At 67.0% G+C, this 14,966-nt stretch carries 16 protein-coding genes; 4 read left to right on the forward strand and 12 right to left on the reverse strand.

Annotated features, from left to right (window positions below; genetic code table 11):
• Window positions 1-10 precede the first annotated feature (10 nt).
• Together ACAM58_RS13590 and ACAM58_RS13595 are read right to left on the reverse strand one after the other, a co-directional pair.
• The gene (locus tag ACAM58_RS13590; RefSeq protein ID WP_369662996.1) at window positions 11-2,362 is read right to left on the reverse strand and encodes a phosphoketolase; all 2,352 of its coding nucleotides are present in this window, start codon (window positions 2,360-2,362) and stop codon (window positions 11-13) included.
• Complete coding sequence (locus ACAM58_RS13595; protein WP_012747929.1) at window positions 2,355-2,585, reverse strand: BON domain-containing protein; 231 nt, start codon at window positions 2,583-2,585, stop codon at window positions 2,355-2,357. The genes ACAM58_RS13590 and ACAM58_RS13595 overlap by 8 nt, the downstream gene beginning before the upstream one ends.
• A gap of 247 nt (window positions 2,586-2,832) precedes the next feature.
• Here ACAM58_RS13595 and ACAM58_RS13600 point away from each other — a divergent pair, with 247 nt between their 5' ends.
• A complete protein-coding gene (locus ACAM58_RS13600) occupies window positions 2,833-3,054 on the forward strand; it encodes a hypothetical protein (RefSeq protein ID WP_062366875.1) in 222 nt (73 codons plus the stop codon).
• 17 nt (window positions 3,055-3,071) lie between these two features.
• Here ACAM58_RS13600 and ACAM58_RS13605 read toward each other — a convergent pair whose 3' ends face one another.
• The gene (locus tag ACAM58_RS13605; protein WP_012747931.1) at window positions 3,072-3,581 is read right to left on the reverse strand and encodes a universal stress protein; all 510 of its coding nucleotides are present in this window, start codon (window positions 3,579-3,581) and stop codon (window positions 3,072-3,074) included.
• A gap of 189 nt (window positions 3,582-3,770) precedes the next feature.
• Here ACAM58_RS13605 and ACAM58_RS13610 point away from each other — a divergent pair, with 189 nt between their 5' ends.
• The gene (locus tag ACAM58_RS13610) at window positions 3,771-4,355 is read left to right on the forward strand and encodes a hemerythrin domain-containing protein (protein ID WP_012747932.1); all 585 of its coding nucleotides are present in this window, start codon (window positions 3,771-3,773) and stop codon (window positions 4,353-4,355) included.
• On the opposite strand, the gene ACAM58_RS13615 is transcribed toward ACAM58_RS13610, so the two are convergent.
• The 9 genes from ACAM58_RS13615 to ACAM58_RS13655 form a co-directional block, all read right to left on the reverse strand.
• Complete coding sequence (locus ACAM58_RS13615) at window positions 4,352-5,230, reverse strand: murein L,D-transpeptidase (protein ID WP_369662997.1); 879 nt, start codon at window positions 5,228-5,230, stop codon at window positions 4,352-4,354. The two genes, ACAM58_RS13610 and ACAM58_RS13615, sit on opposite strands and share 4 nt — an antisense overlap.
• 91 nt (window positions 5,231-5,321) lie before the next feature.
• A complete protein-coding gene (locus ACAM58_RS13620; protein ID WP_369662998.1) occupies window positions 5,322-6,716 on the reverse strand; it encodes a DUF5666 domain-containing protein in 1,395 nt (464 codons plus the stop codon).
• Window positions 6,713-7,555, reverse strand: coding sequence for a DUF6502 family protein (locus ACAM58_RS13625; RefSeq protein WP_062366867.1), 843 nt, complete (start codon window positions 7,553-7,555; stop codon window positions 6,713-6,715). The genes ACAM58_RS13620 and ACAM58_RS13625 overlap by 4 nt, the downstream gene beginning before the upstream one ends.
• A 120-nt stretch (window positions 7,556-7,675) precedes the next feature.
• On the reverse strand, window positions 7,676-8,191 hold the full coding sequence (locus ACAM58_RS13630; protein WP_369662999.1) for a GspH/FimT family pseudopilin: 516 nt from the start codon (window positions 8,189-8,191) through the stop codon (window positions 7,676-7,678).
• A 13-nt stretch (window positions 8,192-8,204) separates the two neighbouring features.
• Window positions 8,205-11,300, reverse strand: a complete 3,096-nt coding sequence (locus ACAM58_RS13635) for a pilus assembly protein (RefSeq protein ID WP_369663000.1) — start codon at window positions 11,298-11,300, stop codon at window positions 8,205-8,207.
• A gap of 46 nt (window positions 11,301-11,346) precedes the next feature.
• Entirely contained in the window at window positions 11,347-11,913 is a 567-nt protein-coding gene (locus ACAM58_RS13640) for a hypothetical protein (protein ID WP_369663001.1), read from the reverse strand.
• Entirely contained in the window at window positions 11,910-13,082 is a 1,173-nt protein-coding gene (locus ACAM58_RS13645) for a PilW family protein (RefSeq protein WP_012747939.1), read from the reverse strand. Before ACAM58_RS13645 ends, ACAM58_RS13640 begins: the two co-directional genes overlap by 4 nt.
• Window positions 13,079-13,678 (reverse strand): prepilin-type N-terminal cleavage/methylation domain-containing protein, encoded by a 600-nt coding sequence (locus ACAM58_RS13650; protein ID WP_062366863.1) that lies wholly within the window; start codon window positions 13,676-13,678, stop codon window positions 13,079-13,081. The genes ACAM58_RS13645 and ACAM58_RS13650 overlap by 4 nt, the downstream gene beginning before the upstream one ends.
• The gene (locus ACAM58_RS13655) at window positions 13,672-14,082 is read right to left on the reverse strand and encodes a type IV pilin protein (protein ID WP_369663002.1); all 411 of its coding nucleotides are present in this window, start codon (window positions 14,080-14,082) and stop codon (window positions 13,672-13,674) included. Before ACAM58_RS13655 ends, ACAM58_RS13650 begins: the two co-directional genes overlap by 7 nt.
• Window positions 14,083-14,364: 282 nt before the next feature.
• Between ACAM58_RS13655 and ACAM58_RS13660 the strand changes: the two genes are divergently transcribed.
• A complete protein-coding gene (locus ACAM58_RS13660; protein ID WP_369663003.1) occupies window positions 14,365-14,625 on the forward strand; it encodes a hypothetical protein in 261 nt (86 codons plus the stop codon).
• A 26-nt stretch (window positions 14,626-14,651) separates the two neighbouring features.
• Window positions 14,652-14,897: a hypothetical protein gene (locus ACAM58_RS13665; RefSeq protein WP_369663004.1), complete on the forward strand. Its 246-nt coding sequence runs from the start codon at window positions 14,652-14,654 to the stop codon at window positions 14,895-14,897.
• Window positions 14,898-14,966 lie beyond the last annotated feature (69 nt).

Here is a 14,966-nt window from a genome sequence, read left to right on the forward strand (position 1 = left end):
GCGCGCCGGCTCAGCCCGCCCAGCGCCAGTCCTCGATCTCCGGCATGTCCTTGCCGTGCACGGTGACGTAGGCGCGGTGCTCCAGCAACTTGTCGCGCAGATGCTGCTGTACATGGCCCGCGCTGTCGCGAAAGCGCTCCACGCGCGCAATGGCGTCGGCCGCCAGGTGGAAGCGGTCGAGCCGGTTGAGCACGGTCATGTCGAACGGCGTGGTGGTGGTGCCCTCCTCGCAGTAGCCGTGGACATGGAAGTTGTCGTGGTTGGTGCGCTTGTAGGTGAGCCGGTGGACCAGCGAGGGATAGCCGTGGAACGCGAAGACCACCGGGCGGTCGGTGGTGAAGATGGCGTCGAACTCCGCATGCGGCAGGCCGTGCGGATGCGCATCGGGCGACTGCAGCGCCATCAGGTCGACCACGTTCACCACGCGCACCTTCAGTTCGGGCAGCATCCTGCGCAGCAGGTCGACGGCCGCCAGCGTCTCGAGCGTAGGCACGTCGCCGGCGCAGGCCATCACCACGTCGGGCACGGCATCCTGGTCGTTGCTGGCCCAGGTCCAGATGCCCAGGCCCACGGTGCAGTGGCGCACCGCGGATTCGATGTCCAGCCACTGCGGGCCCGGCTGCTTGCCCGCGACGATCACGTTCACGTAGTTGCGGCTCTGCAGGCAATGGTCGACCACCGACAGCAGCGTGTTGGCATCGGGCGGCAGGTACACGCGCACCACCTCGGCCTTCTTGTTCACCACGTGGTCGAGAAAGCCAGGGTCCTGGTGGCTGAAGCCGTTGTGGTCCTGCCGCCAGACATGGCTGGTGAGCAGGTAGTTGAGCGAGGCGATCGGGCGGCGCCAGCCGATGCCGCGCGTCACCTTGAGCCACTTGGCATGCTGGTTGAACATCGAGTCGACGATGTGGATGAAGGCCTCATAGCACGAGAAGAAGCCATGGCGCCCGGTGAGCAGGTAGCCTTCGAGCCAGCCCTGGCACAGGTGCTCGCTCAGCACCTCCATCACGCGGCCTTCGGGCGACACATGGTCGTCGCCGGGGAGGATCTCGGCGGTGGAAGTCCGCGCCGTGACCTCGAACAGCGCGCCCAGCCGGTTCGACGTGGTTTCGTCCGGCCCCATGACGCGGAAGTTGCGCGCTGCCTCGTTGCGGCGCATCACCTCGCGCAGGAACTGGCCCGCCACGCGCGTGGCCTCCGCATCCGCGGCGCCGGGCGTGGCCACCGCCACCGCATGCTCGCGGAAGGGCGGCATGGCCAGGTCCCGGAGCAGCAGGCCGCCGTTGGTGTGCGGATTGGCGCTCATGCGCCTCGCTCCCTTGGGCGCCAGCGCCGCGATCTCGGGGCGCAACGCGCCGCCTTCGTCGAACAATTCCTCGGGCCGGTAGCTGCGCATCCAGTCTTCGAGCAGGCCTACATGCTCCGGCTTGGCGGCAAAGCCGGTGAGCGGCACCTGGTGCGCGCGGAAGGTGCCCTCGACCGGCACGCCGTCCACCTGCCGCGGCCCGGTCCAGCCCTTGGGCGAACGCAGCACGATCATCGGCCAGCGCGGCCGCTCGCGGAAGCCGTTCTTCCGGGCATCGGCCTGGATGGCGTCGATGCCGTCGAGCGCCTTGTCGAGCGCGGCCGCCATCAGCCGGTGCATCTGCGCGGGCTCGTGGCCGACAACGAAGTACGGCTCGTGCCCGTAGCCCCGCAGCAGTTGCGCCAGCTCTTCGTCCGGAATGCGCGCGAGCACCGTGGGGCCGGCGATCTTGTAGCCGTTCAGGTGCAGGATCGGCAGCACGGCGCCGTCGCTCTCGGGGTTCAGGAACTTGTTGGAGTGCCAGCTTGCCGCGAGCGCACCGGTTTCGGCCTCGCCATCGCCGATCACGCAGCAGGCGAGCAGGCCGGGGTTGTCGAACACCGCGCCGTAGGCATGCAGCAGCGAATAGCCGAGCTCGCCGCCTTCGTGGATCGAGCCCGGCGTTTCGGGCGCCACGTGGCTCGGAATGCCGCCCGGGAACGAGAACTGCGTGAAGAGCCGCTTCATGCCGTCGGCATCCTGGCCGATGGCGGGGTAGACCTCGCTGTAGGTGCCCTCGAGATAGGTGTTGGCAACCACGCCCGGGCCGCCGTGGCCGGGGCCGGCGATGAAGATGGCGTCGAGCTCGCGCGCCGCGATGGCGCGGTTCATGTGCGCATAGACGAAATTGAGGCCCGGCGTCGTGCCCCAGTGGCCCAAGAGCCGCGGCTTGATGTGCGAAAGGCTCAGCTTCTCGCGCAGCAGCGGGTTGTCCATCAGGTAGATCTGGCCCACGGACAGGTAGTTGGCCGCGCGCCACCAGGCGTCCAGCAACGCGAAGTCGTCGTGCTCAGTCATTGTTCGCGCATTCCGCGGTGGTCAGCCGGTTGACGATCAGCGTGACGCCTTCGGCCCGGCGCACGGCGCGCTCGACGGCGCTCTTCAGGTCCTCGCTGGCCAGCTGGCCATGCAAGGTGACCACGCCGTCGGCCACGCGCACGTCGACATCGCAGCTGCACACCGCCGGGTCCCAGTTCAGCTGGGCGAAGACCTCGTGCCTGAGTTGAATATCGGGGTTCATCTCAAACCTTTCGAAGAAGAAAAGACAGAGAAAAACAAAGAGGAGCGGCTTCCACTATCGGTGCACACGCTTCGCACCTTGCCGTCGCGGCGCAATTCCGATGTGGCCTGCGGGTCTTTTTTGAGTTCGCGCCGGCTTTTGCGCGGACCGCGCCCGCTCGATAGGATGTGCTCGACGCGGCTGCATCGCGGCGCCCGACCCGGCTCGCCCCACATGATTCCATTTCCGGACAACCCAGGAGAACAGCATGGACAGCAACGTTCCCGCAACACCCGCATCGGCATGGACCGATGCCTACTTTCGCTCCCTGCTCGACTGGCAGGCGGCCTGCGGCGCGAGCGTGCTGCGGGCGCAGCAGGTCCAGTGGGGAATGCTGGCTGCCTGGCAGCAGTCGGCCAAGGCCGTCCAGCAGGAACTGCTGGACCAGTGGACCAGCCGTTTCGGCGGCGGCGTGCCGCTGGACGGGTAGACACCCGGCCGGCCTGCCTACTGGCTCGCCACCGCGCCGCCCGGCATGGTGAAGCGCGCCGCTTCCGCCTTGGCATGCGACTCGGGCGCGCGCACCAGCAGCACCGGAACGCTCGCGCTGCGCAGGATCTGTTCCGCACTGCTGCCCATCACCATGCGGCCAAGGCCGCGCCGGCCGTGCGTTCCCAGCACGATCAGGTCGGCGGGCCATGAAGCCGCCTCGGCCGTGACCCGGTCGGGAACGGCCCCCCTGAAGTTGTCGCACAGCACCGAGTCGGCCTCGACGCCTTCGGCGGCGGCCCTTGCCTTGCCTTCCTCGAGCAGCCTGGCGGCGGCGGCGCGCAGTTCATCGAGCCAGTCGCCCGTGCGGCCCGAATAGGCGTCCATTGCCAGGGCAAAGGAGAGCTCGTCGATGACGTGGATCAGGCGCAGGCGCCCTGCGGTGACCTTGGCAAGGCGAATCGCTTCGCCCAGGCCATGGCTGGATGTCGAACTTCCATCGACAGGAACAAGAATTCGCTGGTACATGGTGTCCTCGCTTTGCTTTGAGGTGGGTATGCGGCCAGTGTCCGGGCCGGTGCGAGGCGCGGCTTGATGCGGATCAAGCGAAGGCGTTCTCGCGGGCGAAAAGGTCCGCACGGGATGCATCGCGTTTGATCTGCAGCAAGCCTGTGCAGGCCCGGACCCGCGATCCTCGGGTACGCACAGGAGCCATCCATGACCCACGCCACCGTTCGCATCATTCGCCAGGAGCATGCGGCGCTTGCCGCCATGCTGCGCTCCATCATCATGCTGCTCGAACAGCACCGCCGCAAGGGAACCCCGCCCGACTTCGCGGCCTTGCGCGCCATGCTGTTCTACGTGGACGAATTCCCGGAAAAGCGCCACCACCGCAAGGAGAGCGAGCTGCTGTTTCCCAAGCTGCGCGCCCGCACGCCGATCTCGCGCGAGCTGATGGACCGGCTCGACAACGACCATGCCTGGGGCGAGCGGAAGATCCGCAACGTGGAGCACGCGATGCTGGCCTTCGAGATGCTGGGCGACTCGCGGCGGGCCGCCTTCGAAAGCGCGATGGGGCAGTACGTCGACTTCTACCTGGACCACATGGCGATCGAGGAGCGCGAGATCCTGCCGCTCGCCGAGAAGGTGCTGACTGCCGAGGACTGGCGCGACTTGGACGAGGCGTTCGGACGCAACCGCGATCCGCTCACCGGCTACCGGCCGGAGCGGGAGTACGAAGCGCTCTTCACCCGCATCGTGAACATCGTGCCCGCGCCGATCGGGCTGGGCCCTGCGGCTTAGGGCGCGGAATCGGCGCCCGTGGGCAACGGGCCGGGCTTCGGCGATGGCGGCGGCGACCAGGCGGGCCGTTCGGAGCGGCCGGTGTCGACGACGATGAGATAGCGCCCCGCGCCTTCGACCGGCGCCTGGTCCGGCGGCAGCACCCACGGCGCGCTGCCCTCGGCCTTGGCCCTGAGGTAGTCGGCATCGAGCACGCCCAGGCGGTCGAGGAAGCGGTTCAGGCTGGCCGCAATGCGGATGCAGCCCTTCGATTGCACGCTGCCCAGCCGCGCCTCGAGCCGGTCGGGATCGGTGGCGTGCATCTGCAGCCGCATCGTGCTCGTGCCGCCCCGGCCCCACAGGCGCCGCGCCTGCTGCCAGCCGAAATCGAACACGCGCATTCCCTTTTCGCCATAGCCCCGAATGCCGAATTCGTTGCGCGTGCCCTCCGCGCGGAAATCGGGGTTTGCCACCGAGTGGTCGAACACGCCCAGCGGCGTCTCGAAGTACTCGAACCCGCCGCGGCGCCCGGTCGATACCGGCGCTGCCCCGATCAGCACGGGCGCGGCGCCGGCCGGCAGCCAGAAGACGAAGAGGGCCTGGACCGAGGCGCTGCGGTCCACCAGCAGCGCGTACTGGGGCGGCTCCTCGGCGATGCCCGCGCGCCTGAGTTCATCGCGCGCGAGGTTGCCGTAGCGCTGCACTTCGTCGGGTGGCGGATCGAGCCGGCGATCGACCTGTTCCATGAAAGCCTGGCGCAGGCCCATTGGGTCTTCGGCCCAGCAGGTGGCGAGCGCGCCTGCAAGCGCCGCAAAGACGAGCGCCCGGGCGGCGCAGCGCAGCCTGCCGAGAACGGCCGCGCCCGTGCTCTTCTCTTGTGCTCCCGTTTCCTTCATGCCTGCCAGGGCAGGCGAGTTGCGCCGGCCCTGGAAGGTTGGTACCCCGGAGGCCTGCGCGAGTTCCCGGGGTGCGGCCCGGCCGGCCTGTTCAGGGCGTCAGGAATGTGACGCGGTTCGCGATGAGCACGCCGTCGACCACCGTGTCGCCCACCACAGAGACTTGGCGATTGGGGGGGAGATTGGCGAGATCGGCGATCGTGCCGTTTTCGAATACCGTTGCGGAGCCGCTGGCATTCACGCGCTGTCCCTTCACCTTGAAGTCGGAAGCGGATTGATAGTTGGTAACAGGGCCGATGACAGTGAACACGACCGGCCCGCCCGTGCCGGGGACATAGCGGATGCGCAGCTTCTTCACCACCAGCACGCCATTGGTCATGAAGCCGTCGAGTTCCACCTTGACGCCGTTGCCGACCGAGCTTGCCGGGCCACCCGTGACGAGCGCATTCGATGCATCGACGGCCGTGCCCAGCACCTTGAAGGCATTGAGCCCGGCGTAGTTCGTGATGACACCCGCCAGCTGCACCGCGGCCGCGTTCTGCGTGGGCACCGCGTACCAGCCCTGCACCTTGCTTGCAGTGAAAGTGCCCAGCACCGGCGCAGCGCTGCCGCGCACGCGGACGATGGCGCCCTCGGCCAGCGTGGAGGCGTCGATGCCGCCCGAGAATGTGGCGCTGCCGTAGCGCACCGTGAGCTGGCCCAGCGTGAATTGCTGGGCAAGCCGGTCCAGGTTTTGCACCGCGCCGGTCACCAGCGGCTCAGCCGAAGCCGGCTTGAGTTCAACCCGCGTGGCACGCAAGCTGCCCGGCGCCGAGGGCAGGCCCCAGACCTGCACCACGCCGCCGATCGTGAGCCCAGCCAGGCTGTTCGCGCCGCTCCAGACCGTGGCGTTGTCGATGGTGACCGTGGTGCCCATCACGGCGAAGCTGCCGCCGACGGCATCGATGGCCGAGACGGCACCGCGCAGCTCGGCAGCCGAATCGACCTGCTGCGCCGTGGCCGCGGTGAAGTCGCTGTCGATCTTGCCGGCAATGCGCACGCTCATGCCGATCTGCAGTTCGGTGGTGTCTTCGAGGTTGGTGCTGGCGGTATCCGTGTTGTAGCGCACGCCATTCAGGATGATGCTGCCCAGCCCGCCGACGGAGCCGATGCCGGTGGCGTCGGCGGTGCTCACGCCGGTGCCGCCCGAGCCCACGCCCGAACCGTCGCCGCTGCCGCTGCCGGCGGTGCTCGTGCCGTCGGAGCCGCCCGCGGTACCTGTGCCACCTGTACCACCTGTACCGCTGGTGCCATCGGTCCCGCCGCCTCCCGTGCCCGCGCCATCGCTTCCAGAGCCTGTCGCGCCGCTCCCGCCAATGCCGGCCAGGCTGCCTGCCGAACCCCCGCCGCCGCCGCCACCACCACCGCCGCACGAGAGCAGCAAGGCCATGGCTCCGGCAAAGAGGATGCCGCGCATCCATCGGAAGTGGTGGTTCTTCATCATCATCGTGTTCCTTTGTCCCGCGGGGCGGGGACGGGAGGCGCGCCGGGCGCCGCCTCGTCTTCATAGTAGGTGTAGATCCCGACGCGCATGCGCCCCTTGGCGCCCTCTGGCGCCCGGTCGACCGCGCGGTTCATCTCGCCCGCCAGTTCCAGGTGCAGGGCCGCCCAGCGCTCGCGCACCATCTGGTGGATATTTTCACAATCCTGAAGGGAAAGGCCGCGCGCATACACCGAGCGCTCGAGCATGCGGGGCTCTTCGCCGAGCGTGTTGGACACCGCCGCCAGCAGGTGGTCGCGGCCGTTGTCGCCAAGGAACGCCAGCATCGACTGCAGGTCGTCCACCGGCACGAAGCCGTTGGCCTTGAGCTCGGCATAGCCGTCCTGCTCGGCCACCATGTTCAGGCGCACCAGCTCGTCCAGGATGGTTCGATGGTGCACGTTGCCGCGGCTGCCGAGCCTGGCCACGGTCTCGAAGGAGGGCGCATCGTCGCCCTCGGAGGTGATCGGCAAGCGCTGGAAGGACTGGTTCTGCGACACCATCTGCAGCCACAGCGTGAAAGTCTTGGCCGCGGCCGAGATTTCGGTGTGGGGCAGGGCGTCCACGGTGTCGCGCACCTTGGCCGTCACGGCTTTGCGGTTGAGCCCTGTGGTGACGGACAGCTGGCTGATATTGGGCTTTGCCACCCCCTGCTGGCGCCAGGAGCGCTTGGCCTCCTCGAGCAGCAGGTCGCGCAGCAGGACTTCCAGGTGCGGGTGCTTGACCCCCATCGCCAGGGCGAGCCTGACCACCGGCCGCAGGATGCGGGCGCAGGCGGCCAGTGCCCAGTCGAGCTGGTGTTCCATGAAATGAGGCGTTTCTTCTGATGCGATTGCGGTGCGGCGGCCGGGACTGAAGGGGGCCCCGGGCCGTCGATCAGTGCACTATTGTCCGCGTCGCCGAGGATCGCACAAAAAAGACCTCATTCATGCGGCGCAGCTTCCTGCATCGGTCCGCGTGACAGAGGAACGGCCGGTGGCGCTGATCTTGACCAGCCGCTTCGGGGTACCCTGCGGGGTAGCCCGGCAGATCGTGAAGTTGGCCGCGGTGGCGCCGACGCCGGTCCCTTCGAAGGCGAGCGCGCTGAGGCCGCCGCTGTCGCGGATGCGGTAGCCGCTGGCGGCTGCGGGCTGCTTCTGGATCACCGTGGGTGTCGCACCGCTGCTGATGATGATCCAGCCGGCCTCCCATTGACCGTCGGTGGCGCAACTGGTGCCGTTGGACGAGGCGCACAGCGTGACGGGCGCGTTGCGCTTGATGGCCTCGCTGCGCGCGAGCTGGCTGCCGGCGACGAGATCGGTCGCGTAGGAATTCAGCCGGGTCGAAAGCCTTATGTAGTCGAAGGAGGGAACCGCCACCGACACCAGCACGATCAGCACCACGAGGGTGATCATCAGCTCGATGAGCGTGAAACCGCGAGCGCGCGTGCCGGCCATGGCCATCCCTTTTTTCCTTTTACTTCTGGATGAACCAGTAGACGCGGCCCTTGGGCTGCTTGAAGGCGGCCTTGACCGTGGCGCCCTTCGGGCTCAGGAACGAGTCGGGGTTGGCGCCGATCACCACGTCGCGCAAGGTGTCGCCCACCATGACCCGGCCGACCACGGGCGATGGCGCGAGGCCGCCGCCAATCACGTTCTGGAAGCGCGCGCCGTTCTGCCCCGTGGCGTCCAGGTACGACAGGTTGTAGACGTTGGCGGTGCCCAGGTTGGAGCGGCACGACTGGCTCACGGCCGGGTCGGTGGGCGTGTGGGTGTTGAAGGTCGTGTTGCCATAGGCCGTGACCGACGAGGTCACCACCTGCTCGCCGGCCGCAAGCGCGAGGTACCAGCCCTTCTTGGCCGCGAGCTCGGTCGCGGACGGCGCCGTGGTGCCCGTGATGGCAAAGAGCGAGTTGTGGCACAGCAGCGAGTTGCCGTCGCAGTGGCTGGCCTCCGCGGTGAGCCAGGCGGTGTCGGAGGGCTTGTCGACCAGCATGTAGAAGCGGTTGGAGACGCTGAGCGCGGCGGCGTAGGAGCGCAGCGGCTTCTCGCGGTCGCCCGAGCCCAGCAGCAGCACGTACATGCCGTTGTCCTCGACCACGTCGGGACCGAACATGAACTTGCGGTTGGGCGTGCAGGCGGTCACGGTGTCGCTGCAGCCGAGCGAGGCGATCTTGACCATGCTCCAGCTGGCGGGCGCGCCGCTTCCGATGGTGATGCGGTACACGTTGCCGCCCAGGTCGGCCGCGTAGGCGAACTTGGCGAGGCCGGTGCTGTCGTTCACGATGGTGACCTCGCCGCTGACCGCGCGGACGGTGTCGAAGGTCTTGAGGACATCGCCAGTGCTGGCGTCCAGCACATAGATCTTGTTGCCCTTGGTGGCCGAGCCGCAGGCGCTGGCGGGCGTGGTGGTGTCGACGTCCTCGCACTTGTCGTAGCCGCCGCCGAACATCACCATGGGCGTGTTGCCGGCGCCATAGCCGCTGGCCTTCACGATCTTCGGTGCCGACCAAGTCTGGCCGATGCCGCTCATGTCGTTGGCGCCGCTGTCGCAGCCCGTATCGTTGTCCTGGTTCGGGCAGCCGCGGCGCCATTTGAGAACGGGCGACGCGGGGTTGGACACGTCGAACGCATAGATCAGCCGGCCGCCGCGGCGCATGCTCGCATAGAGCCATGCCGATGTGCCCTGGCGGTAGGCCGCCATCGGGCCGTCCATGCCATAGGGCTTGGGCGCGGTGGCGCCCACGCTGACCGGAATGCCCGGAAAGTTGATCCGCGTGGTGTTGTCGTACAGCCGCTTGATGCTGCCGTAGAACTCCGGCGGCACGAAGGACCACAGCTCGCTGCCGGGCGCTGCCGACCCGATGGAGGTGGCCTGATTGCCGTTGACGGCGCGCAGCACGCCGTCGTTGGCGCCATAGAACACCACCACCTGCGCGTTCGCCAGGTCGTCGCTGCCGTAGTTGATGGCCACCGGCCGCGAATGCACCACGTCGCCGTGCACCGAGGGGCGCATGGCGGTGGTGGAGGTCAGGGGATTTCCGGTGGTGTCCTTGCGCTCGTCGCCCTTGTTGTCCAGGCCCCGGAGCCAGTTGATCAACGCGGTCCGTTCGGTGGTGGTTTGCGCCCCGAGGGCCGTCGACGTGATGCCCGCATTGCCATCGGCGAAGGTGGTCAAGGCCGAGCAGGCGCCCGGCGCGCAGGTCATGACGTTGCGGTCGGCGGTGGCCACTTGGCGCAGCATGTAGGCTTGTGCGCCTTTCTCGACCACGTTGCCGTCCGGGCTGTCCGAAGCGCGAAGGTCGATGGTTGTGTCGCTGCTGATGCAATCGCCGGAGGGGTTGAAGCTCCAATAGGTGTTGCGACTGGTCGGCGTCCAGAAACTCCGCGCGCAAGGTGCAATGAAGCCGGTCTGGTTGTTGATGGCGTTGGCGCCCGAGGCGTCCTGCAGGATCAGCTGGTTGCTGCCATCCACGCCCAGCTTGTATTGCTTGAGATTGCCGTTCCAGCGGGGATAGGCGGAATCGTCGGGGCGGAACATGCCCACGAACACCTGGTTCAGGTAGGTGCCCTGCGTGTTCACGCTCACGGGCAGGCTCACCGACGAGAACACGCTGTTGACCGACTGGATCTTGCTGAAGATGTCGTCGAGCGCATCGCTCAGCGCCTTGCCCAGGTTGGGATTGGTGGAAATGTCGTAGTACTCGCCATTGCTCTGCTTGGACATGCTCTTGAGCAATGCAGTCCAGCCCGGCCCCTGGCCGCCGCTGGCCGTCGCGGCTTCGACGGTGTAGACCTTCACGCCCATCCTGCTTTGCAGGAACCTGGCCCATTCGTCGGCCACGTTGTCCTGCGAGCCGCTCGGGTTCAGCGTAATGGCGGTGGTCGTGCCGCCCGCGGCGCGCAGGGCATCGGTGGAAGTCGTGGTGTCGCTGTTGTTGTCCTGTGCGGCACCATTGCTGATGTAGATGACGTAGGTGCCGATGCAGTTGGCCGTGTTCGGACCGATATAGGTGTTGCTATCAACGGCCGTCAAGGGGTTTCCCGGCAGCGCATAGATTGCCTTGGATGCGGCGGTTCCAAAGGTATTGCCCGCGTAGTCCGCCTTGGCCTTGTTGTTGCCAGCCATGGGTGCGCCGTTGCTCAGGTAGCGGTAGACCTCCGCCATCATCTTGCCGGCCTTGCCGCCGTTGGACTTGTCGTCCCGCACATCGAGGCTACGGATCAGCGCGCCGTAGTTCGTCTTGTTGGCAGCATCGAGCAAGCGCACGCCAGCGCGCAGGTAAGCACCATCGACGTTCGAATTGCCTCCGCCCGTTTCGGTGAACATCATCACGCCCACCTTGAACTTGCCCACGGGCAGGCTTTCGAAGGCGCTCGCCAGCGCGTTCATTTCAGCGGTGAAGAGCGGGGTCCAGTTGGCCGTGTTGTCCACCACGAACAGCACATTCGGCGCCTCCGTGGTGGTCTGGTTGTAGCCGACGAAAAGATCGATGTCTTCCGCCTGGGCCGAGCCCAGGCCGAGCATCAGCATCGCAGCGGCGCAGAGCGACCGGAAGAAGTTCTTTTTCATGATTGCGATCCGTTCGTCGTCGTGATCATCGGGAGGAGGGGAATGGCTATGAACACAGCGCCAGGAACTGCTCTTTGCTCAGGAGCGCGCGCACGCCCTGGCGAACCGAGGTGACCGTGCCGCTCACGGCATCGGTCACGCTGGTGCTGATGTCCCACACCGAGTTGTATTGGTCGGGCAGCGCATTGAGGCCCGAGCCGGCGGTGGATGCCCCGCCGCCGATGCCGCCGGGTCCCACCGCGCCGCCGCCGCCGGTATCCGTCGACTTGGTCGCCCGCACGCAGGTCGGCGGTGCAATCTGGACTTCGTAATCGATCGTGCCGTCGTTGTTGATGTCCACCATGCTCACGGTGCGCTGCGGCGCCGCAAGCGAAGGCGAGCCGTCCACGCCCGGCAGCAGCAGCGAGGCCGCCACTTCCTCGATGGCGCGGTTGGAAGCGGCCACGGCTTCGTTCCGGCTCTGCATGTTGCCGACCGACTTGAGGTTGGTGTTGCTGAGCGTGAACCCCGCCGTCACGGCCAGCGTGATGAGCACCAGCATGATCAGCCCGACGATCAACGCCGCGCCGTCTTGTTGCCGGCGCATGGTGGAGTGCGTTGTCGATGGCTTCACGGCGTTTCCCTGCGTCCGGTCACGTTGGTCATGCGGATCGCGGTGGTGAACGCATGCCGCTTGTAGTGGTCGTTGAAGGGGCCGAGCGATCCGCTTCCCATGTTGTAGGTGCGCGTATCCGTGTGGCCGGGAGAAATCTCCAGGCTGCGGGCGACCACATAGAGCTTGACGGCCGCCACGTTCATCAGCTGGTCGGCCGTGCAGGGCAGCGCGGTGCTGCAGTGCACGAAATCGCCATCGGGGCTTCCGTCGCCGCGATTGGTGGGCGTGGACCTGTTGGCCACGTCGGCCCAGTTGATGGCCTGGGCGTAGTTCACGAGCGCGCCGGTCTTGCTGAGCGTGTCCAGGCCCAGTTCCACGCGGAAGCCCTCGATGCCCTCGATGAGGGGAACCGGCGGCTGCTGCGCCAGGCCGGTGGCCGAGAGGTCGAAGCGCGAGCGCGCCAAGGTCGGAATGCCGTCGCCCACGGTCTCGGCGTAGGTGCGCACGTAGTAGATGTCGGAGATGAACTTGCGCTTGGGCGCCGGCGCCGTGCAGTTCTTGGCCAGCATGGTGGCAAAGCCCGCCGTGCTGAGATCGAAGTCCGAGGGCTTCTGCGTACCGCAGAACGACGACTGGAAGTAGAGCTTGCCCAGCGTGTCGGCTTCGCAGTTGGGCGCGCCCGGCACGCAGGTCTCGGCATGGCGCACCACCAGCACGTCGGTGCCGGCTTTCTGATTCGGCAGCAGATCGGTGCAGCTGGCGGGCACCGCGGCGTAGGCCTGCACGGGCATGTCGAGCAGGCTGCGCTTGTAGTCGTCGGTCCAATTGGCCGCCGAGTAGGCCAGGCAGGGATCGGGCGCCGTGCCGGTGGGTACTTTCTGGGGCACGCCACTGACGGTGAGGTCGTCGAACTCGGGCATGTAGTTTTCCCAGAAGCCCGCGTGCGAGACCTCGTTCTCAAGCACGAAGATGCTGAGGCGGCCGCTCTCGATCTGGCGATTGACCCTGACCATCTCGCGCTGGGTGTTGTTCACGTTGAGGAACAGCGCCAGCAGCGCGGCCACGACGATCAGCATGATGGTGATCGCCACCATCAGCTCGATCAGCGTGAGGCCGTGCTGGCGCAGCGAGGCGCGTGTCCGCCGGGCAGGGCGCTGAACCGCGATCGCGAAGCTGGCCTGGCTCATGAGAGATTCCCGATGCGCACCAGCGTCGTCACGGTCCTTCGGCACCTGTCGCTGGAACAGGCCGGCGCCGGTTCGCTGGCCGAGGCCGGGGCAGCTGCGTCGTACAGGTCCTTGCCGCAGGGCACGCCCTCCGGCGGCGCGGCGATGGGCACCAGGCCTTGCCAGGCGACCGTGATCAGGTATTCGTTGTTGCCCAGGTCCTGCACGCAGCCGCGGCCGCCGATCATCGCGCCAAGCTTGGTGCCGCTGGAGGTTTCGGCTGCGCCCTGCAGCGCGTTGCACCACTCCTTGACGTCGACCTGCAAGCGCGTGGCGGTGGCGGTCGGGCAAGTGGCTCCGGCGCCCAGCGGCGCAGTCGTGACGTAGCTGGAGGCCATGCGGCGGTTGATCTCGATGCGGCTGGCCATGTCGTTGAGCAGGATCAGCGCCTGCGAGCGCTGGTAGGACTCCATCTCCGACGACTGGAGGCGTGCTTGCAGGCCCACGAGCCCAAAAAGCCCGAACGAGACGATCAGCAGCGTGACCAGCACCTCGAGCAGCGTGGCGCCGCGCTGCCCTCGGCCGTTCGGTGCGGCAGACAAATGGCGCCTCACCATTTGCCCGCCGGCGTCTTGACGCCCTGGTTGTCGAGGGTGAGGTCGCCATCTCTCTGCTGGCTTCCCGTGGGGCTGAAGGTCAGGAGAAAACTGGGCACCTGTGTGCCGGCGTCCTGCAGCGTGATGGTGTAGCCGTAGTTGGCCGCAACCTCCGCGGGCAGCGTGTAGCCGCTGGCCGTGAGGGCGTCCTTGGTGGCGTAGCTGCGGTTGGCCAGCAGGAACTGCTGCTGGCGGTTGGCGATGTCCATCATCTGCGCCTGGGCCGCCGAGCGCTTGGACCGGATGATGTACTGCTGGTAGCTGGGATACGCGATGGACGCCAGGATCGCAATGATCGCCACCGTGATCATCAGCTCGATCAATGTGAAGCCATTGCGCTTGCGCGGGAACGAGTGCTTTTTCATTCAGCTGGCCATCAATGTTTCACAATGTTATTTATGTGAATTTATCACATACAAATGTGAATAGGGGGCATTCGATGCTGATCCATTCGAGCGCCGCCGGCAAGGTGTTGCGCCTTTGGAGAAACGCTTCAGCAACATTCAACAACCGAACGGCGGCCCTGGGGCGAGGAAGCTTCCGACTCAGGGACGCTGGCCTCGTCCTACGTGCGGGACCGGGCTACCTCCCAGAATGGGTTCGTTCCAACTTGTGTTCCCAAAGCGAACAGAGAGGAGTCGATCGACATGACCAGAGCACCCGGAAGCCTCGGTTCAGGCGACGGATCGCGGCCCACCACCGACGGGGGCGTCGACAACATCGGCGCAGGCGACAAGTTCGCGAGCAGTTCATCGGCGGCAGGCGAACAGGACTCGGCACCGGCGCCGGCCGAGCGCATGGCGCGCAAGCGCAAGAACGCGGAGGCCTCGCGCCATGACGATTCCGCGCCCTTCGGGCTGCGGGAGGATCTCCGCGCCGAAACCAACCAGGAGCCGTCCAAGCCCTGATGCTTGGATGGCCTGAGGAGCCCAAGATGACTTCTTCGGAAAAAGCCTTTCCCTTTCCCACCTCCAAGAACCACGGCAAGCCGCCGGTCGAGCCCGCCAAGCCGACCGAACAGGCGCCGAGCGAGGAGGCCCTGGACAGCGGGGTCGAGGAATCCTTTCCCGCGAGCGACCCGGTGTCGGTCACGGTGACCAAGGTCAAGTTGCCCAAGGCGCCGCAGGACAAGCCGCAAGACAAGGCGCAGGAAGGCCCCGACCCGGACGCCAAGAGGTAGCGCTCCTACACCGCGCCGCGCAGCGAACCGACCCCGCGCAGCCGCGAGGCTCCTAGCTTTCCTGAGGTC

The sequence above is a fragment of the Variovorax sp. V116 genome (assembly GCF_041154435.1).
Taxonomy (GTDB): Bacteria; Pseudomonadota; Gammaproteobacteria; order Burkholderiales; family Burkholderiaceae_C; genus Variovorax; species Variovorax paradoxus.